Origin of the sequence: Streptomyces sp. NPDC051322 (genome assembly GCF_040689485.1) — a bacterium.
Lineage (GTDB): Bacteria > Actinomycetota > Actinomycetes > Streptomycetales > Streptomycetaceae > Streptomyces.
This window is the reverse complement of record NZ_JBFBAK010000008.1, coordinates 169,571-190,769: the sequence shown is the minus strand read 5'-3', so window position 1 is coordinate 190,769 and position 21,199 is coordinate 169,571. Positions and strand designations below refer to the sequence as shown.

16 protein-coding genes are annotated in these 21,199 nt (G+C 69.7%); 3 read left to right on the top strand and 13 right to left on the bottom strand.

The window, feature by feature from the left end; genetic code table 11:
• Positions 1 to 134: 134 nt before the first annotated feature.
• Positions 135 to 2,990, bottom strand: coding sequence for an EAL domain-containing protein (locus AB0436_RS20140; RefSeq protein ID WP_366469436.1), 2,856 nt, complete (start codon positions 2,988 to 2,990; stop codon positions 135 to 137).
• Between the two features lie 305 nt (positions 2,991 to 3,295).
• The gene (locus AB0436_RS20135) at positions 3,296 to 4,234 is read right to left on the bottom strand and encodes a 2-hydroxyacid dehydrogenase (protein ID WP_366469265.1); all 939 of its coding nucleotides are present in this window, start codon (positions 4,232 to 4,234) and stop codon (positions 3,296 to 3,298) included.
• A 47-nt stretch (positions 4,235 to 4,281) separates the two neighbouring features.
• Here AB0436_RS20135 and AB0436_RS20130 point away from each other — a divergent pair, with 47 nt between their 5' ends.
• Together AB0436_RS20130 and AB0436_RS20125 are read left to right on the top strand one after the other, a co-directional pair.
• The gene (locus AB0436_RS20130) at positions 4,282 to 5,274 is read left to right on the top strand and encodes an aldo/keto reductase (RefSeq protein WP_366469264.1); all 993 of its coding nucleotides are present in this window, start codon (positions 4,282 to 4,284) and stop codon (positions 5,272 to 5,274) included.
• Positions 5,275 to 5,393: 119 nt separating this feature from the next.
• A complete protein-coding gene (locus AB0436_RS20125) occupies positions 5,394 to 6,536 on the top strand; it encodes a PQQ-dependent sugar dehydrogenase (RefSeq protein ID WP_366469435.1) in 1,143 nt (380 codons plus the stop codon).
• 30 nt (positions 6,537 to 6,566) lie between these two features.
• On the opposite strand, the gene AB0436_RS20120 is transcribed toward AB0436_RS20125, so the two are convergent.
• The 3 genes from AB0436_RS20120 to AB0436_RS20110 are packed head-to-tail and all read right to left on the bottom strand — an operon-like array spanning position 6,567 to position 9,905.
• Positions 6,567 to 7,139, bottom strand: a complete 573-nt coding sequence (locus AB0436_RS20120; protein ID WP_366469263.1) for a hypothetical protein — start codon at positions 7,137 to 7,139, stop codon at positions 6,567 to 6,569.
• Between the two features lie 35 nt (positions 7,140 to 7,174).
• Positions 7,175 to 7,729, bottom strand: a complete 555-nt coding sequence (locus AB0436_RS20115) for a GNAT family protein (protein ID WP_366469262.1) — start codon at positions 7,727 to 7,729, stop codon at positions 7,175 to 7,177.
• Complete coding sequence (locus AB0436_RS20110; protein WP_366469261.1) at positions 7,707 to 9,905, bottom strand: MMPL family transporter; 2,199 nt, start codon at positions 9,903 to 9,905, stop codon at positions 7,707 to 7,709. The genes AB0436_RS20115 and AB0436_RS20110 overlap by 23 nt, the downstream gene beginning before the upstream one ends.
• 197 nt (positions 9,906 to 10,102) lie before the next feature.
• Here AB0436_RS20110 and AB0436_RS20105 point away from each other — a divergent pair, with 197 nt between their 5' ends.
• On the top strand, positions 10,103 to 10,489 hold the full coding sequence (locus AB0436_RS20105) for a S4 domain-containing protein (protein ID WP_366469260.1): 387 nt from the start codon (positions 10,103 to 10,105) through the stop codon (positions 10,487 to 10,489).
• A 23-nt stretch (positions 10,490 to 10,512) separates the two neighbouring features.
• On the opposite strand, the gene AB0436_RS20100 is transcribed toward AB0436_RS20105, so the two are convergent.
• From AB0436_RS20100 to AB0436_RS20065, 8 genes are all read right to left on the bottom strand, one after another.
• On the bottom strand, positions 10,513 to 11,763 hold the full coding sequence (locus AB0436_RS20100; RefSeq protein WP_366469434.1) for an SLC13 family permease: 1,251 nt from the start codon (positions 11,761 to 11,763) through the stop codon (positions 10,513 to 10,515).
• Positions 11,764 to 11,938: 175 nt separating this feature from the next.
• Positions 11,939 to 13,447, bottom strand: coding sequence for an Asp-tRNA(Asn)/Glu-tRNA(Gln) amidotransferase subunit GatB (gatB, locus tag AB0436_RS20095; RefSeq protein ID WP_366469259.1), 1,509 nt, complete (start codon positions 13,445 to 13,447; stop codon positions 11,939 to 11,941).
• A 16-nt stretch (positions 13,448 to 13,463) separates the two neighbouring features.
• The gene (locus AB0436_RS20090; RefSeq protein WP_365849849.1) at positions 13,464 to 13,697 is read right to left on the bottom strand and encodes a hypothetical protein; all 234 of its coding nucleotides are present in this window, start codon (positions 13,695 to 13,697) and stop codon (positions 13,464 to 13,466) included.
• 5 nt (positions 13,698 to 13,702) lie between these two features.
• A complete protein-coding gene (gene gatA, locus AB0436_RS20085) occupies positions 13,703 to 15,202 on the bottom strand; it encodes an Asp-tRNA(Asn)/Glu-tRNA(Gln) amidotransferase subunit GatA (RefSeq protein WP_366469258.1) in 1,500 nt (499 codons plus the stop codon).
• 3 nt (positions 15,203 to 15,205) lie between these two features.
• Positions 15,206 to 15,502: an Asp-tRNA(Asn)/Glu-tRNA(Gln) amidotransferase subunit GatC gene (gene gatC, locus AB0436_RS20080; protein ID WP_282511819.1), complete on the bottom strand. Its 297-nt coding sequence runs from the start codon at positions 15,500 to 15,502 to the stop codon at positions 15,206 to 15,208.
• A 98-nt stretch (positions 15,503 to 15,600) separates the two neighbouring features.
• Positions 15,601 to 17,733: a bifunctional diguanylate cyclase/phosphodiesterase gene (locus AB0436_RS20075; RefSeq protein ID WP_366469257.1), complete on the bottom strand. Its 2,133-nt coding sequence runs from the start codon at positions 17,731 to 17,733 to the stop codon at positions 15,601 to 15,603.
• A gap of 226 nt (positions 17,734 to 17,959) precedes the next feature.
• Positions 17,960 to 20,143: an NAD-dependent DNA ligase LigA gene (ligA, locus tag AB0436_RS20070; RefSeq protein ID WP_366469256.1), complete on the bottom strand. Its 2,184-nt coding sequence runs from the start codon at positions 20,141 to 20,143 to the stop codon at positions 17,960 to 17,962.
• 51 nt (positions 20,144 to 20,194) lie between these two features.
• Positions 20,195 to 21,199, bottom strand: coding sequence for a methionine synthase (locus tag AB0436_RS20065; RefSeq protein WP_366469255.1), 1,005 nt, complete (start codon positions 21,197 to 21,199; stop codon positions 20,195 to 20,197).

Below are 21,199 nucleotides of genomic sequence, written 5' to 3'. Positions count from 1 at the left end.
TGAGGCAAGCGAGGGGAGCGCGTCGGTGCGATGGAGCGGAGCTGGTGAGGAGCTCTGCTTCAGCCGACGCGCTTTCCAAGTACGAGAATTCGGGTGTGCATGGCATTGACCCTCTCCCCAGCGTGTAGTGACTGTCAAGTGGGTGGGACTGGCGTCTCATTATGTGAGCCGGCGAATGACCTGGTGCCCAGCAGCGCCGGCCGTGCGGCACCCCCCGGAAGGGGGAGCTGCGAGCGGTGCAGGGAACGCCGCAGCCGGTACTCGTCCAGTGGTCCGGAGAAAGCCATGCCCTGCCCGTAGGTACATCCCATGGCGCGCAGAGCCAGCACTTGTTCGGGTACGTCCACCCCGTCCGCGACCGACTGCATACCGAGGTCGCAGGCGATCCGCAGCAGCCCGCTGGTGATTTTGTGCAGCCGCGCCGATTCGACCACTCCCTCCACCAGACCGCGGTCCAGTCTGAGCACGTCGGCGGGGAGACGGCGCAGGCTGCTTATCGCGGCGTGGCCGCGTCCGAAGCCGTCCAGCACGATCCGTACACCGAGCCTGCGCAGGGCCATCAGCCGGTGTTCCAGCTCTTCGAAGGCGATCCATGGATCGCTGTCGGCCAGCTCGATGATCAGAGCACCGGAGGGCAGCGCGTGCTGGGTGAGGATCTCTTCGACGGATCCGAGCGGCATCGACTTGTCGAGCAGTCTGCGGGCCGAGAGCCGCACCGCCACCGGCACCTGATGTCCGGCTCTGTGCCGCTCCGCGGCCTGTTCCACGGCCTCCTCCAAGAGCCAGCGGCCCAGCTCGGTGGTGCGGGCGTTCTCCTCGGCGCTGCCCGCCTCCTGGACCCGCAGGAACTCGGCAGGCGTAAAGAGGATTCCCTGCGAGGAGCGCCAGCGGGCATGGGCGGCGACAGCGGCGATCCGACCGGTCGCCAGATGCACCACCGGCTGGTGCAGCAGCGCGAATTCGCCGTCGTGCAGGGCGGCGCGCAGCCGGACGGTCAGCGCGGACCGGCGGGTCACCTCGGCCCGCATCTGCGGGGCGTACAGCTCCACGCGGTTCTTTCCGGCGGCCTTCGCCCGGTACATGGCAAGGTCCGCGTTGCGCATGAGGTCGTTCGGGGAGATGCCCGCCTCGGCGAACGCCACCCCGATGGATGCCGCGACGCGCACCTCGCTGCCGTCGATCCGGTAGGGCTGGGAGAGCTGGAGTCGCAGCCGGTCGGCGATCTCGTGCACCTGATCCTCACGGATCCGCTTGTGCTGCCGGCCGCTGCCGACGATGAGAGCCGCGAACTCGTCACCGCCGAGCCGGGCCGCGGTGTCTCCGGCTCTGACCGATTCCCTCAGCCGCCGGGCCGCCTGGACCAGCAGCTCATCGCCTGCCTGGTGGCCGATGGAGTCGTTCACCGCCTTGAAACCGTCGAGGTCGATGAAGAGTACGGCCGTGTCCTGATCGGTGGCCCTGCGGCCGCCCAGCGCCTGGCGGACCCGGCTGGTGAAGAGCGCGCGGTTGGGCAGATCAGTGAGCGGGTCGTGTTCGGCGTTGTGCTGCAGCTGCGCCTGGAGACGGACCCGCTCGGTCACATCCCGGCTGTTGAAGATCAGGCCGCCCTGGTGCCGTTTGACGGTGGACTCGACATTGAGCCACTCTCCGGCACCCGACCGGAAGCGGCACTCGATCCGGGTCGTGGGCTCGGCAGCCGGCGATGCGGCCAGAAAACGCCGCACCTCGTGAACCACGCGTCCCAGGTCGTCCGGATGGATCAGCGAGGCGAGCTGGGAGCCGATGAGGTCATCGGCGTCCCGGCCGTAGACCCCCGCGGCGGCGGGGCTCACGTAGCGCAGCGTTCCGGTCGGTGCGGCGATCATGATGACATCGCTGGACCCCTGGACCAGGGAACGGAAGTGGTTCTCCTTCTGCGCCAGTTCGTGGGTGAGGGCGATGTTGTCGAGGAGCATGATGCCCTGGCGGACCACCAGCGCCAGGGCGACCGTGCATCCGGTGAAGACGACCACCCGGTCCACCCGGCGGCCGGAGACCACGTTGTGCAGGATGCCGAGGGTGCAGACGGCCGCGGCGAGATACGGCGTGAGCGCGGCCAGTGAACCGGTGATCGGGCGGCTCGGCGTCTTGCTGCCGCCTGCCGCGGGCTCGGCGTCCACACCGGTGGCACCGGCGGCGGGTCCGGCCGCTCCCAGCCGGGCACCCCACGGGGCGTAGGCGAGGAGCAGCGAGCCCGCGAACCAACCGGCGTCCAGCAGCCGGCCGGATTCGTAGTGGGCGCGCAGCAGGGGCGAGGTGAAGAGGGCGTCGGAAAGCACGGTCAGCGCGAGCCCGGCGATGGCGGTGTTGATGGCCGAGCGGTTCGTCCTCGAGCGGCGGAAGTGCAGCGCGAGCACCATGGACACCAGCACGATGTCCAGCAGCGGGTAGGCGAGCGGGAGCGCGGCGCGGGCGACACTCTCGCCACCGCCCTCCAGTCGGGCGGTGTGCGCGAGAGCGAGGCTCCAGGCCAGCGTGAGCAGTGACCCGCCGATGAGCCAGGAGTCCAGCGCCAGACAGATCCAGCCGGCCCGGGTGACCGGGCGCTTGGCGAGAACGAGCAGCCCGATGATGGCGGGCGGTGCGAAGCAGAGGAAGAACATGTCGGCGAGCGAGATGCTCGGGACGGGGATCCGGAGCACCACCTCATACCAACCCCAGACCGCGTTTCCGCAGGCGGCCATTGCGGATGACAGGGAGAAGAGCAGCCAGGCGGTCCGGAACAGGCTCTCCTGGGTGCGTGCGTAGAAGAAGCAGGAGACCGCGGCGAGCGCTGCGGCAAAGCTGAGGCCGAAGTCGCCCATGATGAGGGCGAGTTCCTCGGACCCCCAGCCGAATGCCGCTGCGCCGGCATAGCCGCCGCACACTGCGGCGAGGAGCAGCTGGGAGAGCAGGCCCGAGGAGCTGCCGGAGACCGACTGCCGCGCGAGGAGCGCTCCCGGCGCACTCACCGGTCCTTCCCAGGCGTCGCCGTCCGGAGCATCGCCCAGCGAGAGCCGAGGTGATGGGCCGGCATGGGGCGAGGTCGTCGTCGGTGGCCCCGCCACGTCGGTCGGTCGGTCCATTGGCCGTACATCGTCCGTCGCCCCCTCCAGATCTGTATGATCCCCGCGCCGTCACCGTGCGCGGCGCAGCCCCCAACCGGACGATACACCAGTATCGTCACTCAGGGACATACCCTCTCTACGCTGCGTGACGGCAGTGGATGGTCGACGTTCGGTTCTCCAGAAGCGGGCAAAGGCCCCTGATGTGCAGGCTATTCGGTGGTCAGGACGACGTTCTCCAGTGGTTCTCCGGCGGCGAATCGGGTGAGTTGCGCGGACAGCAGTCGCTTGGCTCGCGGCAGGAACGCGGACGTCGGTCCACCGACATGAGGGCTGATGAGGCAGCCGGGAGCGTGCCACAACGGGTGCCCCGCCGGGAGCGGTTCGGGGTCGGTGACATCGAGTGCCGCACATAGCCGCCCGGACTCGAGTTCGACGAGAAGCGCCTTGGTGTCGACGACGGCACCGCGCGCGACGTTCACCAACAGCGCGCCATCCTTCATCCCGGCCAGGAATCCGGTGCTCACCAGGCCCTTCGTATCCTCGGTGAGCGGCGTGGAGATGACGACCACATCGGCGTCCGAAAGCAGTGCGGGCAGATCGGTGAATGCGTGCACTGGCCCGCGCTCCGCTGTGCGCGCCGAGCGCGCGACGCGTGTCACCCGCGCGCACTCGAACGGAACGAGCCGGTCCTCGATGGCGGAGCCGATCGAGCCGTATCCGACGATCAGTACGTTCCGGTCGGCGAGCGCGGGGCGGAACCCGGAGCGCCACTCCTCCTGTTGCTGGCCCGCCACGAAATCGGGGATGCCGCGCAGCGAGGCGAGAATCAGGGCCAGCGCCAGTTCGGCGGTCGACGCCTCATGGACTCCGCGGGCGTTGCAGAGCTGCACGCCCGGGTGCAGGTCGTCAAGTCCGGGCTGCACGTGGTCGGTTCCGGCGGAGAGGGTCTGCACGACACGCAGCGACGTCATCGCCGCGAGTGGGCGCAACGCGACCTTCATGCCCTTCATGTAGGGCACCACGTAGTAGTCGCAGTCCGCGGGGTCGGCGGGGTACTCGTCGCCGCCGTCCCAGAACAGGTAACGCGGTCCTTCGGGGAGCCCGGCGATCTCGTCGGGCGGGATGGGGAGCCACACATCAGCAGTCATGAGCAGGAGGTTAGTTTGAGGGACGCGAAGAGGGAGGATCCGGCCAGGTGGAGCGCAGGACAATCGGGGCGGCAGCGCTCGAAGTGGGCGCGATCGGGCTCGGCTGCATGCCGATGAGCTGGGCGTACACCGGCTCGCAGCAGCGGGGGGAACGTTCGCTGCGTACCGTGCACGCCGCCCTCGACGCCGGCTCGACCCTGCTCGACACGGCCGACATGTACGGCCCCTTCACGAACGAGCTGCTGCTCGGGCGGGTCCTGAAGGAACGGCGGGCAGAAGCCTTCCTGTCCACCAAGTGCGGTCTGCTCGCGGGCGAGCAGCACATCGTCGCCAACGGCCGGCCCGGTTACATACGGAGGGCGTGTGACGCATCACTGCGACGGCTGCAGACGGATGTGATCGACCTCTACCAGTTGCACCGCGCGGACCCGGAGGTACCGGTGGAGGAGACCTGGGGTGCGATGGCCGATCTGGTGTCCGCCGGCAAGGTGCGGGCACTGGGATTCTGTGCGGTGGGGGCGCGCGCGTCACGACGCTCCGGCGCGCGGCTGCACGACGCGACCGTGCGGCAGCTGGAGCGGGTCCAGCAGGTGTTCCCGGTGAGTGCGGTGGAGGCCGAGCTGTCCGTATGGTCGCCGGAGGCGCTGGACACACTGCTGCCGTGGTGCCGGGCGCGCGGGATCGGATTCCTGGCCGCGATGCCCTTGGGCAACGGCTTCCTCACCGGCACGCTCACGCCGGGGCAGGGCTTCGAGCCCGATGACATGCGAGCCAGACACCCCCGGTTCACGGCCGAGATGATGGCGGCCAACCAACCGGTGGTGGCGGGACTCCGGCGGATCGCCGAGCGGCACGGGGCGACACCCGCCCAGGTGGCTCTGGCCTGGGTGCTGAGCAGGGGTCCTCAGGTGGTGCCGGTGGCGGGTGCGAAGCAGGAAAAATGGGCGACGGAGAACGCCCGCGCTGCGGATCTGGTGATGACGGCCCAGGATCTTAAGGAGATCGCTGAACTGCCGCCCGCCCGGGGCTCGTGGGAGTGACCCGGTGCGGACAGTGACGATCCGGCCGGACAGCCGGGTGGGAACCTTCGGCGGAGCCGCGGTGTAAGAGAAGTAGCTGTGCCGTCGTCGAAGGGAACAAGGCCGTGAAACGTCCGTCTGTGACAGCGGTGTTGGCCGTAGCCGTGCTGGTATCGGTGGCCGGGTGCTCCTCAGGAGACGGCGGGGGGCAGTCTGCCGCCGCCCGTAGTCCGGGCGCGCGCTCCTCCTCGGCCGCAGCCGCAGCGCCGACGCCCGACGTGCCGCCGGCCAAGGGTTCGGTGAAGGTCGTCTCTACCCTGACCACCGGGCTCACCTCCCCCTGGGGGGTCGCGGTGCTCCCCGAGGGCGATCTGCTGGTCTCCTCCCGGGACACCGGGACGATCACCCGGATCGACGCGAAGAACGGCAGGAAGACCCTGCTGGGGAAGGTGGCCGGGGTGGCTCCGGGCGGTGAGGGCGGGCTGCTCGGGATCGCGCTCTCCCCGTCGTACGGCACGGACCATCTGGTCTATGCGTACTTCACCACCGCGTCCGACAACCGGATAGCACGGATGCTCTATGACGAGAAGCAGCCCGCCGGGCGGCAGCTGGGGGCGCCCGACACCATTTTCAAGAGCATTCCCAAGGGCACGATCCACAACGGCGGGCGGATCGCTTTCGGCCCCGACAAGATGCTTTACGTGGGGACGGGTGAGACCGGCGAGCGCGGCATGGCCCAGAACAAGAAGTCGCTGGGCGGAAAGATTCTCCGGATGACGCCGGACGGCCGGCCGGCCCACGGCAACCCGTGGGCGGGTTCCGTCGTCTACAGCTACGGGCATCGCAATGTGCAGGGCCTGGCCTGGGACAAGGACGGCCGTCTGTGGGCCGACGAATTCGGCCAGGACACCTGGGACGAGCTGAATCTCATCAAGCCCGGCAAGAACTACGGCTGGCCCATCGTGGAAGGCAAGCAGGGCAAGGCGGGCTTCGTCGATCCGGTGGAGCAGTGGAGCACCTCGGAGGCCTCTCCCAGCGGCATCGCCTATGCCGAGGGCTCGATCTGGATGGCTGCGCTCCGTGGTGAGCGCCTGTGGCGGATCCCGCTGAACGGTGCCAAGCCGTCCGCGAAGCCGCAGGCGTTCCTGCAGGGCAAGTACGGACGGCTTCGCACAGTGGTCCCCGCAGGCGGAAACAGGCTGTGGCTGGTCACCAGCGAGACGGATTCCCGCGGGACCCCGGGCCCAGGTGACGACCGGATCCTCCAGCTGGAGGTGACGTAAGAGTACGGCCCAGGGCCCCCCCGGTCGGCCCTACTGCGTCGCCGTCGACGCGGCGGCGGGTGCGCTGGGCAGGGAAGCGAACAGGTCGAAGTACATGCCGAGGGAGATCAGCAGGCCGATGACGGCGATGGCAACGGCGCCCAACGCGACGGCGCGTACCCAGACCGCCTGAGTCCTGCCGGGCGTGCCGAAGTACGGCACCGCCAGCACGACCAGGCCGACGATCAGGGCCAGCAGGGCGAAGCCGCCGTTGATCAGGGCGGTGGTGTGCCAGGAGTCGCCGTAGACCTCGTGGATCTGCTGGGAGGTGGAAGCCCCCTGGGGCAGTTTCAGCTGGCCGGTCAGGGTTTCGCGCTCGGAGAGCACCTTGCCCATCCAGCTGCCGCTGAGGGCTACGAAACCGAGCGCTGCCGCGACCACGGCAGCCGCGCCCGCCCCGATCCCGGATCGGTCGCCGCCGTGGATGTCCGCCTCCGCTTCCGCGTCTTCGGCTGCTGCCTCGGCAGCCGCTTCGTCCGCGTTCATGTCGGCGTCCGCGTTCATGTCGGTGTCCGCGTCGGTGGTGGAGTCGTCGGTCGTGTCGGACTTGGTGGTGGCGTTCATACGGCGCACGCTAGGGGGGCTTTCTGAGAGCGCCCTTAATGCTTTCTGTGCGCCTTCCACTCGGGCGCCAGGACCGCCCAGACCTGCATGTCGTGCCGTATCCCCCGGTACGGGTAGCTCTCCCGCAGCGTTCCCTCGTGGGTCATGCCGAGCCGGCGGGCGACGCTGATGCTTCCGGTGTTCGCGGCGGCCGCCCGCCACTCCACGCGGTGCATGCCCCGCGCGTCCACCGCCCAGTCGATCAGCACCCGTACGGCGCGGGTGACCAGGCCGCGGCCGGTACCCGCGGGCTCGAGCCAGCAGCCGACCTCGCAGGCGCCGGTGGCCGCGTCGAAGCGCGGAAAGAGCACCCCGCCGACGAGGGTGTCGTCCAGCCGGATGCCGTAGATCCGGCCCGTGTCGGCGGCCTGCTTCTCCGCGTACGACTGGAGGAAGGCGCGGGCCGAATCGAGGTCGGTGCAGAAGTCGGCCATCGCGATGTACCGGCCGATGTACTCCCGTCCGCGGTCGATGTGTGCCAGGTACTCCTCAGCCTGCCAGGGCTCCAGCGGACGCAGCTCCGCGCCGTCACCCAGCGATATCGCGTACATACGTCTCCTCCGGCACGGCGGCATTCTGTGCAGGGATCTTCGCATGGGCGGCGGGCACCGGAGGCTCGATGCTGATGCGCGGCAGACGGCGGTCGAGCCAGCCGGGCAGCCACCAGTTGGCGCCGCCCAGCAGATGCATCAGGGCGGGGACCAGCAGGGTACGCAGCACGAAGGCGTCGAGACCGACCGCTGCGGCGAGTGCGATGCCGAACATGGCGATGACCCGGTCGCCGCTGAGGACGAAGGCGAGGAAGACGGAGATCATGATGACGGCCGCCGAGTTGATCACCCGGCTGGTTTCGGCGAGGCCGACACGTACGGCCCGCCGGTTGTCCCCGGTCTCGAGCCATTCCTCGTACATCCGGCTGACCAGGAACACCTGATAGTCCATGGAGAGCCCGAAGAGCACCGACACCATGATGACGGGGAGGAAGGGCTCGATCGGGCCGGCGCTGCCGAGTCCGAGCAGTTCGCTCCCCCACCCCCACTGGAAGACGGCGACCACGACTCCGAAGGCGGCGGCCACGGCCGCCACATTCATCCCTGCCGCCTTGAGCGGGATACCGACGGACCGGAAGGCCACCAGCAGGAGCAGGCAGCCGAAACCGATGACCACGCCGATAAAGAGCGGCAGCTTCCCGACGATGACCCGGGCGAAGTCGTCGTAGCCCGCAGTGACTCCGCCGACGTGAATGTCGAGCGTGGTGCGGTCCTCGGCCTGCGGCAGGACTTCACTGCGCAGCCGGTCGACGAGGTCGCTGGTCTTCTGCGACTGCGGTGCGGAGTCGGGTACGACGGTGATGACGGCCGTGTCGCCACTGCCGTTGTACGTGATCGCACTGACCGACGACACATCCGCGGTGGCCCGCAACTGCGCCGGGAGCGCGTCGAGGGCGAGCCGATCGCCGGCACCGTCGAGCCGAGCCACCACGGTGAGCGGACCGTTGGCGCCGGGCCCGAATCCCTTGGCAAGCAGCTCGTAGGCCTGCCGTGTGGTCGAGCCTGCCGCATCGTTGCCCTGGTCGGACGTGCCCAGGTGGAGGCCGAAGGTGGGCAGAGCGAGCAGCAGCATCATGGTCGCGGCCACCGAACCGAGCAGCTTCGGGTGCCGTTCCACGAAAGCCGACCAGCGGGCGGCCGGACCGGTGGGCAGCTCCGGCTGCGGGCCGCGTTCGGCGAGCGACCGGCGCTCCCGGCGGCTCAGCGCCCGGGTACCGATGAACGACAGCAGAGCGGGCAGCATGGTGACCGAGGCGGCCACCGTCAGCATCACTGTCAGCGACGCGGCGATGGCAACACCGTTGAGGAAACTCAGTCGCAGTATCAGCATGCCGAGGAGCGCGATGCAGACGGTCGCGCCGGCGAACACCACCGCCCGTCCGGTGGTGCGGACCGCCTCCGTGGCCGCTTCGGTGACCGAGAGCCCGCTGCGCAGTCCCTTGCGGTGTCGGGTCACGATGAACAGCGCGTAGTCGATCCCGACGCCGAGCCCGATCAGCATGCCGAGCATCGGGGCGAAGTCGGCGACCGTCATGGCGTGTCCGAGGAGCTCGATCCCCGCGTAGGCCGTACCGACGCTGACCAGGGCGGTGGCAATGGGCAGCAGGCTGGCGGCCAGGGTGCCGAACGCCACGAAGAGCACAGCGGCGGCCACCGCCACCCCGACGATCTCGCTGGTGTGCGCGCTGGTGGTCTGGGTCAGGGCGATCGCGCTGCCGCCGAGTTCGACCTGCAGCCCGCGAGCCTGCGCCGACTTCGCGGTGTCGACGACGGCCTTGACCTGGGCCACCGGGATGTCGTCGGTCTCCGCGCGGAAGGTGATCGCGGCGTAGGCAGTGTGCCCGTTCTCGCTGATGTGCGACGCGCCGACGGAGGCGATCCCCGGGAGGTCGTCGATCCGGTTGAGGGTCTGCGTCATCCGCTGCTCGACGTCCGGTGCGCGGACGCTGCCGCGGTCGGTGTGCCAGACGATGGTGTCGGTGTCGCCGCCCTTGCCGTGGAAGCCTTCGTGGAGCAGGTCGGCGGCCCGGCCCGCTTCGGTCCCGGGCACGTCGTAGTTGTTCGTGTACGCGGATCCGGCGATGCCGGCAGCGGTCGCGGTGCCGGCCAGGGAGACAAGCCAGAGGAGAACGGCAAGGAGGCGGTGCTTGACACACCAGCGAGCGATGGCTGCCAACGGACTGCTCCCTGGTGGTTCGTGGACCTTTACCGGGGATAGCCCGTAAAGAGCACATGGCCTGCGACGCATCACTATGACATCAATTGGAGATCAATAGACCCTTTCATGGGGTTGGTCACAGCGGTACGTCTCACAGCGGCACATCGTCACCGCGGTCCTCGTCACAGCGGCACGAGCGGCCGTAGGGTCGAGGCATGGCTGCAGAAGAGGGGACCGTACGGCTCGACACCTGGATCTGGTCGGTGCGGCTCACCAAGACCCGTTCGCAGGCCGCTGCGGCGTGCCGTGCGGGACACGCCCGGCTCAACGGCGAGCGGGTGAAGCCGGCTCACGCGGTGCAGACGGGCGACGAGGTCCGGCTGTTCCACGCGGGCCGGGAAAGGATCGTCGAGGTGTCCCGGCTGGTACGCAAGAGGGTCGGCCCGCCGGTCGCCGCGGAGTGCTACGCCGACCACAGCCCGCCGCCCCCGCCGCGCGAGGCCACTGTCGACATCCCGGTCCGCGACCGGGGAGCGGGACGGCCCACCAAGCGGGACCGACGCGAGATGGAGCAACTGCGCGCCGACCTCCGGGCGCGCTGAACGGCCCGCCGACCGGCGCCGGTTCACCCGGCGTACAGGGCTCCCCACAGCGCCACCGTGGAGACGGCCAGCGTCACCGGTACGGTCAGCAGGCCGATCCGGGAGAACGTGGCGAGCTCCGGCTCGTTGCCGTGCTCGTTCATGATCCGGCGCCACAGCAGGGTGGCGAGCGACCCGACATAGGTCAGGTTGGGGCCCAGATTCACGCCGATCAGCGCGGCGAGCACCGGCCCCGGACCAGCGGGCCCGACGACGGGCAGCAGCGCCAGGATCGCCGGCAGATTGTTGATCGCGTTGGCCAGTACGGCGGCCACCGCGGCCACCGCGAGAAGCGCCGGCAGCGAGCCACCGCCCGGCAGCAGCTGCCCGATGCCGTTCCCGAGCCCGTTGTCGACGACTGCCTTGACCACCACGCCGAGTGCCAGCACGAAGAGGCAGAACAACGGGTTGGCATCGCGCACCAGGGCCGTCACCGTGGTCCGTTTGCGCAGGAGCGCACGGCCGCCCAGCACCAGTGTCCCGGCGAGCGCGGCCCAGACCGGTTCGACGCCCGCGAACGAGGTGAGGACGAAACCGGCCAGCGTGACCCCCACCACCCCCACGGTGAACTTCGGCAGCGCGGTCCGCCTCCCCTCCACGGGTGGGTGTGCGCCCGCGGCCAGATCGGCGGCGAAGAAACGGCGGAACACCGCGTACTCGACCGCGATGGCAGCCAGCCAGGGCAGCGCCATCAGCCCGGCGAACCGGGTGAAGCTCAGCCCGCTCGCGGCGAACGCCAGCAGGTTGGTGAGGTTGGAGACCGGCAGCAACAACGAGGCGGAGTTCGCGAGATGGGCGCAGGCGTACACGTGCGGTCGTGGGCGGGCGCCGACCCGCGCGGCCGTCGCGAAGATCACCGGGGTGAGCAGCACCACCGTGGCGTCCAGGCTGAGCACGGCGGTGACGACCGCGGCCACACCGAACACCCCACCGAGCAGCCGGACCGGCCGCCCGCCGCAGAACCGCGCGACGAAGTCGCCCGCCGCGGCGAACAGTCCGTCGTCGGCGCAGAGCTGGGAGAGCATGAGCACGGCCGCCAGGAACCCGACGACCGGCAACAGGGTGCGGGTCTGCTGCCACGCCTCGGAGGGCGGGAGGGCACCGAGCGCGACCACGAGCGCGGCTGCGGGGATTGCCGCAGCGGCTTCCGGTCGGCCCCGTGGGCGGGCGACTGCGAAGGCGATGACCCCGAGGAGCAGGGCTGCGGAGAGAACCTCGGCGGGGGCGGTGTTCAGGGGGTGCTCCGGGGTGGGGCGGGCCGGTAGGGGCGGCGCGGCTGCGGCGGACCTTCTCCCGTGGCTCCGAGCTTCCAGCCGGGGGCCCGGACGCCGGAGCGGCTGAAAAACCGAGCCACTCCGGCGTCCGAGGAGCGGGGTCCGGGACGGAGCCCCGCGCAGTGAACCCCTCACGTCAGCCCTCAGCGCTGAGCTTCTGCAGGATCAGCTCCCGGACGCGCGCCGCGTCCGCCTGACCGCGGGTGGCCTTCATGACGGCTCCGACCAGCGCCCCGGCCGCAGCCACCTTCCCGCTGCGGATCTTGTCGGCGATCGCCGCGTTGGAGGCGATCGCCTCGTCCACGGCGGCGCCGAGCGCACTGTCGTCGGAGACGACCTTCAGGCCGCGCTTCTCGACGACCTCGTCAGGACCGCCCTCACCGGCGAGCACGCCGTCGATGACCTGACGGGCCAGCTTGTCGTTGAGGTCCCCGGACGCGACGAGCGCGGACACCCGGGCGACCTGCTCGGGTGTGATCGGCAGCGCGGCGAGCTCGCGGCCCGACTCGTTGGCGTTGCGGGCCAGTTCGCCCATCCACCACTTGCGGGCCTGGTCGGCGGGGGCACCGGCCTTGATCGTGGCGACGATCGGTTCGATCGCACCGGCGTTGAGGATCGACTGCATGTCGAACTCGGAGACGCCCCACTCCTCGCGCAGCCTGTTGCGGCGCGCGCGCGGCATCTCGGGGAGTCCGGCGCGCAGCTCCTCGACCCAGTCGCGCGCGGGCGCGACGGGGACCAGGTCGGGCTCCGGGAAGTACCGGTAGTCCTCGGCGTTGTCCTTGATTCGGCCGGCCGTGGTGGAGCCGTCCTCCTCGTGGAAGTGCCGGGTCTCCTGCACGATCGTTCCGCCGGAGTTCAGCACCGCGGCATGGCGCTGGATCTCGAAGCGGGCGGCGCGCTCCACCGACCGCAGCGAGTTGACGTTCTTCGTCTCGGAGCGGGTGCCGAGCTTCTCGACACCGTGCAGACGCAGCGACAGGTTCACGTCGCAGCGCATCTGGCCCTGTTCCATCCGGGCCTCGGAGACACCGAGTGCCTTGATGAGCTCCCGCAGCTCGGCGACGTACGCCTTGGCGACCTCGGGGGCTCGCTCGCCCGCACCCTCGATCGGCTTGGTGACGATCTCGATGAGCGGGATACCGGCACGGTTGTAGTCGAGCAGCGAGTGCGAAGCACCGTGGATACGGCCGGTGGCGCCGCCGACGTGCAGCGACTTACCGGTGTCCTCCTCCATGTGGGCGCGCTCGATGTGCACCCGGAAGACCTCGCCGTCCTCCAGCTGGACGTCCAGATAGCCGTTGAAGGCGATCGGTTCGTCGTACTGGGAGGTCTGGAAGTTCTTCGGCATGTCCGGATAGAAGTAGTTCTTCCGGGCGAAGCGGCACCACTCGGCGATCTCGCAGTTCAGCGCGAGGCCGATCTTGACGGCGGACTCGACACCGATCGCGTTGACGACGGGGAGCGAGCCCGGCAGGCCGAGGCAGGTCGGGCAGGTCTGCGAGTTGGGCTCGGCACCCAGCTCGGTGGAGCAGCCGCAGAACATCTTGGTCCTGGTGCCGAGCTCGACATGGACTTCGAGGCCCATGACGGGGTCGTACGTCGTGAGGGCTTCCTCGTACGACGCAAGTTCAGTGACGGTCACGTTGAAACTTTCCCTCTCAGCCCAGCAGGACGTCGTCGTCGCCCAGGCGCTTCAGTTCGCGGTAGAGGATCGCAAGTCCGGTGACGATCGCCGCCGCCGATACCGCGGCGTCCATCAGCCGGAGCGTGTCGTTCTCCTGGCGCGCGAGCTTCGCCTGCTTGGCGACGCTGAGGGCGCCGAAGGCGGTGGTACCGAGAGACAGGTAGATGCCGGACTTGGACTTCTTGAAGTTCTTGGCCTTCTTGGTCATCGCACTCACAACGACGGAGCCTCCTCAAGCAGCGGGTGTCCCCACTTTTCCACGAAGGCGGCCTCTACGGCTGCTCCGACCTTGTACAGCCGGTCGTCCTTCAGGGCGGGGGCGATGATCTGCAGACCGACCGGGAGACCGTCCTCCGGGGCCAGACCGCAGGGCAGCGACATGGCCGCGTTGCCGGCCAGGTTGGTCGGAATGGTGCACAGGTCCGCAAGGTACATCGCGAGCGGGTCGTCGGCACGCTCGCCGATCGGGAACGCGGTGGTGGGCGTGGTCGGCGACACGATCACGTCGACCTGCTCGAAGGCCTTCTCGAAGTCCTGGGTGATGAGGGTGCGGACCTTCTGGGCACTGCCGTAGTACGCGTCGTAGTAGCCGGAGCTGAGCGCGTAGGTACCGAGGATGATGCGGCGCTTGACCTCGTTGCCGAAGCCCGCCTCGCGGGAGAGCGCGGTGACGTCCTCGGCGGACTTCGTACCGTCGTCGCCGACCCGCAGCCCGTACCGCATGGCGTCGAAGCGGGCCAGGTTGGAACTGCACTCGGACGGCGCGATCAGGTAGTACGCGGAGAGCGCCAGGTCGAAGGACGGGCAGTCGAGCTCCACGATCTCGGCGCCGAGGCCCCTCAGCAGCTCGACCGACTCGTCGAAGCGCTGGAGAACGCCGGCCTGGTAGCCCTCGCCGCGGAACTGCTTGACGACGCCGACGCGCAGTCCGGTGACCGAACCGTTGCGGGCTGCTTCGACGACCGGCGGGACCGGCGCGTCGATGGAGGTCGAGTCGAGCGGGTCGTGCCCGGCGATGACCTCGTGCAGCAGGGCCGTGTCGAGGACCGTACGGGCGCAGGGGCCGCCCTGGTCGAGGGAGGAGGAGAAGGCCACCATGCCGTAGCGGGAGACCGCGCCGTAGGTGGGCTTGACGCCGACGGTGCCGGTGACGGCGGCGGGCTGCCGGATCGAGCCGCCGGTGTCCGTACCGATGGCCAGGGGCGCCTGGTACGAGGCGAGCGCGGCGCTCGATCCGCCACCGGAGCCGCCGGGGATGCGGGTGAGGTCCCACGGGTTTCCGGTGGGGCCGTAGGCGCTGTTCTCGGTCGACGACCCCATGGCGAACTCGTCCATGTTGGTCTTGCCGAGGATCACCACGTCGGCGGCCTTGAGGCGCTTGGTGAGCGTCGCGTCGTACGGCGGGAGCCAGCCTTCGAGGATCTTCGAGCCGACGGTCGTCGGGACGCCCTCGGTGGTGAAGATGTCCTTGAGGGCGAGCGGGACTCCGGCCAGCGGCCCCAGCTTTTCGCCCTTCGCCCGCTTCGCGTCGACGGCGCGCGCCTGCGCGAGCGCTCCCTCGCGGTCGACGTGCAGAAAGGCATGGACCTTCTCGTCGACGGCTTCGATCCGGGCCAGATGGGCCTCGACGACCTCGACGGCCGTCAGCTCACCGGATGCGATCCGGGCGGCGGTCTCGGCAGCGGTGAGCTTGATGATGTTGCTGTCCGACATGGGTTAGTCCTCCCCCAGGATCTGCGGCACCTTGAAACGCTGCTGCTCCTGAGCGGGGGCGCCGGAGAGGGCCTGCTCCGGGGTGAGCGACGGACGGACCTCGTCCGCGCGCATGACATTCGTCAGCGGCAGCGGGTGGGAGGTCGGCGGAACGTCTTGGTCGGCGACCTCGGAGACGCGGGCGACCGCGCCGAGAATGTCGTCGAGCTGTCCGGCGAAGTGGTCGAGCTCTTCGTCCTTCAGCTCCAGACGTGCCAGCCGTGCGAGGTGGGCGACCTCCTCGCGCGTAATGCCAGGCATGCAGCGATCCTCAGGGGTGAGTGTGCGGATTTTGCCCCCAATCCTATGGGGCTCGAGCCCGTTCCCCTAGCCGCCCCTTCCCGCTTCGGGGGCATGCGTTACGAGAGCGGCTCCGACCGGCTGTGCAGCACGACCTGCCCGGGTGCCGGACCCGGCCCGAGCTCCTTGCGGCGCGCAGGCCGCTGCCACCCCTGCGAGCCGCGCGCCAACAGCCATGCCGTGGCCTCCTGCGGGGGCATCGCGGCGGCCACCAGCCAGCCCTGTACCGCATCGCAGCGCAGGTCGCGCAGGCACTCCCAGGTCTCGTCGTCCTCCACACCCTCGGCCACCACGACCAGTCCCAGGGAGTGCGCCAGGTCGATCGTGCACCGGACGATCTCGGCGTCCTCGTTGTCGACGGCGAGCCGGGCCACGAACGACCGATCGATCTTCAGTTCGCTTACCGGCAGCCGGCGCAGGTGGACCAGGGAGGAGTAACCGGTGCCGAAGTCGTCCAGCGACATCTTCACCCCGTGTGCGGTGAGGCCGGCCAGTGTGTCGGCGGCTCGCTGCGGGTCCTCGAGGAGGACGTGCTCGGTTATCTCCAGTTGCAGCGCTCCCGGGGGTACCCCGTGCCGGGCGAGCCGCGCGGCCACCGCGCCTGCGAAGCCCGGCGTGTGGACATCACGCGGCGAGACGTTGACGGCGACCGGAACCTTGAGTCCCTGCTCACGCCAGAGCGCGACCTGGGCGAGCGCCGTCTCCAGTACGTACTCCGTCAGGTGGGGCATCAGCCCGGACGACTCGGCGATGGCGATGAACTCGTCCGGGGGGACGCTGCCGCGCTCCGGATGAACCCAGCGCACGAGCGCCTCGAGCCCCGCGACCTGACCGTCGAACCTGACCTTCGGCTGGTAATGGAGCTCCACGTCGCCCGCGTCGAGTGCCCGCCTGAGGTCGCCCAGCAGGCCGAGCCGGTCGGGGGTGTTGGAGTCGCGCTTGTACTCGTACACCTCCACGCCGGTGCGGTCGCGCTTGGCCTGGTACATCGCCACGTCGGCTCTGCGCAGCAGGCCCTCCGCGTCCAGCGCATGGTCGGGGAAGACGGCGACGCCGGCGCTCGCCTCGAGCACCAGCGTCAGTCCGTCGAGGTCGAGCGGGGAGCCCAGCTCGGCCACCAGGTGGCGGGCGATCCGCATCACACTGGTCGCCGAATCGGCCACCGGCAGCAGCACCGCGAACTCGTCACCACCCAGCCGCGCGGCCTCCGCTCCGCGCGGCAGCGCCAGCCGCAGCCGGTCCGCAATCTGCAACAGCAGCCGGTCGCCCGCGAGATGGCCCAGCGTGTCATTGACCGAGCGGAACCGGTCCAGGTCGATCAGGACCAGCGCGGATCTTAATCCGCCCTGCTCCGCGTCCTCCAGGGCTGACCAGGTGCGTTCCAGCAGCCACTGGCGATTGGGCAGGCCGGTGAGGGGATCGCGCAACTGCTCCTCCGCCCGCGCCCTGGCGATCCACAGGGTGGAGTCCAGCGCGATCAGGGGTACCGCGAAGAGCGGCAGCAGCACCGGCAGCGTCATCGCCACCGCACAGATCAGCGGGGCGATACCGAGCAGGGCGACGCCGACCAGCCCCTGTCTGGCCAGGGCAGGGCGGGAGACCGTCGGCAGTCCGGCGCCATGCGGCGCGAGCGCGGTGTGGAGCAGCAGCCTGGACACCGCGAGATAGACGGCGGCGGCCAGCACGATGACGCATGCTGCGCCGATCCCCCAGTCGAGTGGCTGCCAGGGGTCGCGCACACTCGGCGTCTCGCCGAAGGCGGCGAGCACGAGCGCGGCGGCGCCGATGCCCAGGATGTCGGACGATCCGTGCAGCAGTCCCTGACGCCAGCGATGGCTGCGGGCGCCTGCGACCAGTACCACCACGGCCAGGCTGACCAGAGCGGCGGGCAGCCAGCCGTAGAGCAGCAGTACCGCGAGGGTGAGAGCTGCGCCGGATCCGGTGCCGCCCCACCAGCGGTCGCGGCCGAGCGCGACCAGATGGCCCACGATGATGCCGGTGAGCACGGCCAGGGCCCAGCCCGTCCCGCCGTTCGGAAACAGTGCGCTACCCGCCTGCAGGGCGTGGTACATCCCGCCCGTCAGGACGACGGCGGCCGCGCCCACCACCAGGGGAAAGACAGGCAACTGTGCGGCGAGCTGCGCGAAACCGCGCATCCCTGAGCCCGCAGCAGCCCTCTCGGTCGGTTTCATGCCCGTCCCTCTCACAGCCGGCGGTGCCCATGCCACGCGATGGCCTTTGTCATGCCACCACGACTGGAAAAGACCACGCAGCCGTGCACGACAGGCGCACCCCTCAACAGTAGGCCGCGGACAGCTCCCACGGGCAGCGCTCTGCTGGTCTTGCCCGAATGCGACCCCGGCATCCCTAACCATCTGCTATGCGCCGTACGGGTGAACTTGACCGTTGCCCGGCCGGTTACCCCGCCGGTGGCACCGCGACTTCGCGAGCCGCGTCCGGTCCCTGCTCGAGCAGCACGGCAAAGCCCTCTTCGTTGAGCACGGGGACCTTCAGCTGCATCGCCTTGTCGTACTTGGAACCGGGGCTGTCACCCACCACGACGAAGGCGGTCTTCTTGGAAACGGAACCGGTGACCTTCGCTCCGAGGCTCTGCAGCGCTTCTTTCGCGCCATCCCTGGTGTGGTGCTCCAGCGTCCCGGTGACCACCACGGTCAGCCCGTCGAGCGGCCTCGGCCCTTGGTCCTCGCCGCCGCCCTCCTCCTCCATCCGGACCCCCGCGGCGCGCCACTTGCGCAGGATCTCGCGGTGCCACTCCTCCTCGAACCACTGCGTGAGCGAGGCGGCGATGGTCGGTCCGACCCCCTCGACGGCGGCCAGTTCCTCCTCGGTCGCCTGCTCGATCCGCTCGATCGAACGGAATTCTCGAGCCAGTGCCTCGGCCGCGACCGGCCCCACATGACGGATCGAGAGGCCCGTGATGAACCGGGCGAGCGGCCGCTCCTTGGCCGCCGCGATGTTGTCCAGCATCGCGAGGGCGTTCTTCCTCGGTTCGCCCTGCTGGTTGGCGAAGACGGTGGCGATCTTCTCCTCGCCGGTCTTCGGGTCCCGCTTGGGCAGCCCGCTGTCCTGGTCGAGCACGTAGGCCTTGATCGGAAGCAGTTGCTCGATGGTGAGGTCGAAGAGATCGCTCTCGTCCCGCAGCGGTGGCTCGGCGGGCTCCAGCGGCTGGGTGAGCGCGGCGGCGGCCACATAGCCGAAGTTCTCGATGTCCAGCGACTTGCGGCCCGCCAGATAGAACAGCCGCTCGCGCAACTGCGCGGGGCACGACCGGGAGTTGGGACAGCGCAGGTCGATGTCGCCCTCCTTCATCGGGCGCAGCGGTGTCCCGCATTCGGGGCATTCGGCCGGCATCACGAACTCCCGCTCGCTGCCGTCCCGCAGATCGGCGACCGGGCCGAGGATCTCCGGAATGACATCTCCGGCCTTGCGCAGCACCACCGTGTCACCGATCAGGACACCCTTGGCCTTCACCACGGCCTGGTTGTGCAGGGTGGCGAATTCCACCTCGGAGCCGGCCACGGTGACCGGTTCGACCTGGGCGTACGGCGTGACTCTGCCGGTACGGCCCACGCCGACGCGGATGTTCACCAGCTTGGTGTTGACCTCCTCGGGGGCGTACTTCCAGGCGATGGCCCAGCGCGGGGCCCGCGAGGTGGAGCCGAGCCGCCCCTGGAGCGGGATCTCGTCGAGCTTGATGACGACGCCGTCGATCTCGTGCTCCACGGAGTGCCGGTTCTCGCCGAAGTAGGCGATGAATTCCCGGGCGCCGGCCAGGTCGTCGACGACCTTGTTGTGCTTGGCGGTCGGCAGGCCCCATTCGTGCAGCAGTTCATAGGCGTGCGACAGGCAGTCGATGTCGAAGCCCTCGCGGGCGCCGATGCCGTGCACCACCATGTGCAGCGGGCGGGTGGCGGTGACCTTGGGGTCCTTCTGCCGCAGTGAACCCGCCGCCGCGTTGCGCGGGTTGGCGAAGGGTTTGTCACCGGCCTCCACCAGCCGGGCGTTGAGACCCTCGAAGGCTTCCATCGGGAAGTACACCTCGCCGCGGATCTCGACGAGTGCGGGGGTCCTCTCGCCCTTCAGCCGGTGCGGGATGCCCGCGATCGTCAGCACGTTGGGGGTGATGTCCTCGCCGGTGCGGCCGTCGCCGCGGGTGGCCGCACGGGTCAGCCGGCCGTTCTCATAGGTGAGGTTGACGGCGAGACCGTCCACCTTGAGCTCGCAGAGGAAGTGGTACGGGGCGGAACCGACGTCACGGGCGAGCCGTTCGGCCCAGGTGGACAGCTCCTCTTCGTCGAAGGCATTGTCCAGCGACAGCATCCTGTCCCGGTGCTGGACCGACGTGAACTCCGTCTCGTAGGCACCGGCCACCTTCTGGGTCGGCGAGTCCGGGGTCCGCAGCTCGGGATACTCCTCCTCCAGGGCCTGCAGCGAGCGCAGCAGAGTGTCGAACTCGGCGTCGCTGACGACCGGCTGGTCCTTCACGTAGTACCGGAAGCGGTGCTCCTCGATCTGCTCGGCCAGCTGGGCGTGATTCTCCCGTGCCTCCGTGGGCGCAGCACCTTGCTGTTCGACAGCCACCGTCTCGTCCTCCCGTTGATACAACTCAGCCCCGTCAGTCAGGCCGGCCCGTCACTCAGGGTTGTCCGCGAGCGATCTTGCCGCGCGGGCGCAGTGGGCGAGCGCCGCCCGGGCGTAGGCGGGTGAAGCGCCCGCCAGCCCGCACGAGGGGGTGAGGACCAGGGACTCCGCAAGAGTCTCCGGTTTCAGCCCCAGCCTGCGCCACAGCGTCCTGACACCCATGACGCTACCGGCCGGGTCTGACAATGCGGTGTCAGTGCCGGGCACGATTCCGGCGAAGAGCTGGGTGCCACCCTCCACCGCCTCACCGACGCCCTCCTCATCACGCTCGGTGAGAAGTCCGAAATCGAACGAGACACCGGCCGCTCCGGTCCGCCGCAGCAGTGCGAACGGCACGTCGGGCGCGCAGCTGTGCACGATCACCGGACCCTCGCTGACCGCGACCAGATCCCGCAGAGTGTCCTCGACGATCTGCCGGTCGACGGCCCGGTGGGTCCGGTAGCCGCTCGCCGTCCTGATCCGGCCGCGCAGCACCGCCACGAGTGACGGCTCGTCCAGTTGCAGCACCACCTGCGCGCCCGGTACCCGGCGGCGCACCTCGGCGAGATGCCCGCGGAGCCCGTCGGCAAGCGATTCCGCGAGGTCCCGGCGCGCCCCGGTATCCCCGAGCGCGGCCTCGCCGCCCCGCAGTTCGAGCCCCGCGGCCAGCGTCCATGGTCCTACCGCCTGTACCTTCAGCGGCCCCTCGTACCCCTGGGTGAACTCCTCCAGCGCGTCCAGGTCCTCGCCGAGCCAGGAGCGGCCCCGCCGGGTGTCGCGGCCCGGCCGGTCGCTGACGCGCCAGCCACTGGGCTCCACATGCGCGTACATCTCGACGAGCAGCCCGATGGTCCGCCCCAGCATGTCGGCGCCCGGGCCGCGCGCGGGCAGCTCGGCCAGATACGGAAAGTCCTCGAAGGACCCGACCACCGTCTTGGCGGCCTCCCGCGCGTCGCCGCCCGGCATCGAACCGATTCCGGTGGCCGGACCCCAGCTGAACTTGCTCTTCTCGCTCAC

Excerpts from the sequence above, each read along its gene's own strand:
- AB0436_RS20135 (WP_366469265.1), bottom strand. The coding sequence starts at position 4,234 with ATGACTGCTGATGTGTGGCTCCCCATCCCGCCCGACGAGATCGCCGGG.
- gatA (WP_366469258.1), bottom strand. The coding sequence starts at position 15,202 with ATGTCGGACAGCAACATCATCAAGCTCACCGCTGCCGAGACCGCCGCC.
- AB0436_RS20075 (WP_366469257.1), bottom strand. The coding sequence starts at position 17,733 with ATGAAACCGACCGAGAGGGCTGCTGCGGGCTCAGGGATGCGCGGTTTC.
- AB0436_RS20120 (WP_366469263.1), bottom strand. The coding sequence starts at position 7,139 with ATGAACGCCACCACCAAGTCCGACACGACCGACGACTCCACCACCGAC.
- AB0436_RS20115 (WP_366469262.1), bottom strand. The coding sequence starts at position 7,729 with ATGTACGCGATATCGCTGGGTGACGGCGCGGAGCTGCGTCCGCTGGAG.
- AB0436_RS20105 (WP_366469260.1), top strand. The coding sequence starts at position 10,103 with ATGGCTGCAGAAGAGGGGACCGTACGGCTCGACACCTGGATCTGGTCG.
- AB0436_RS20090 (WP_365849849.1), bottom strand. The coding sequence starts at position 13,697 with ATGACCAAGAAGGCCAAGAACTTCAAGAAGTCCAAGTCCGGCATCTAC.
- gatC (WP_282511819.1), bottom strand. The coding sequence starts at position 15,502 with ATGCCTGGCATTACGCGCGAGGAGGTCGCCCACCTCGCACGGCTGGCA.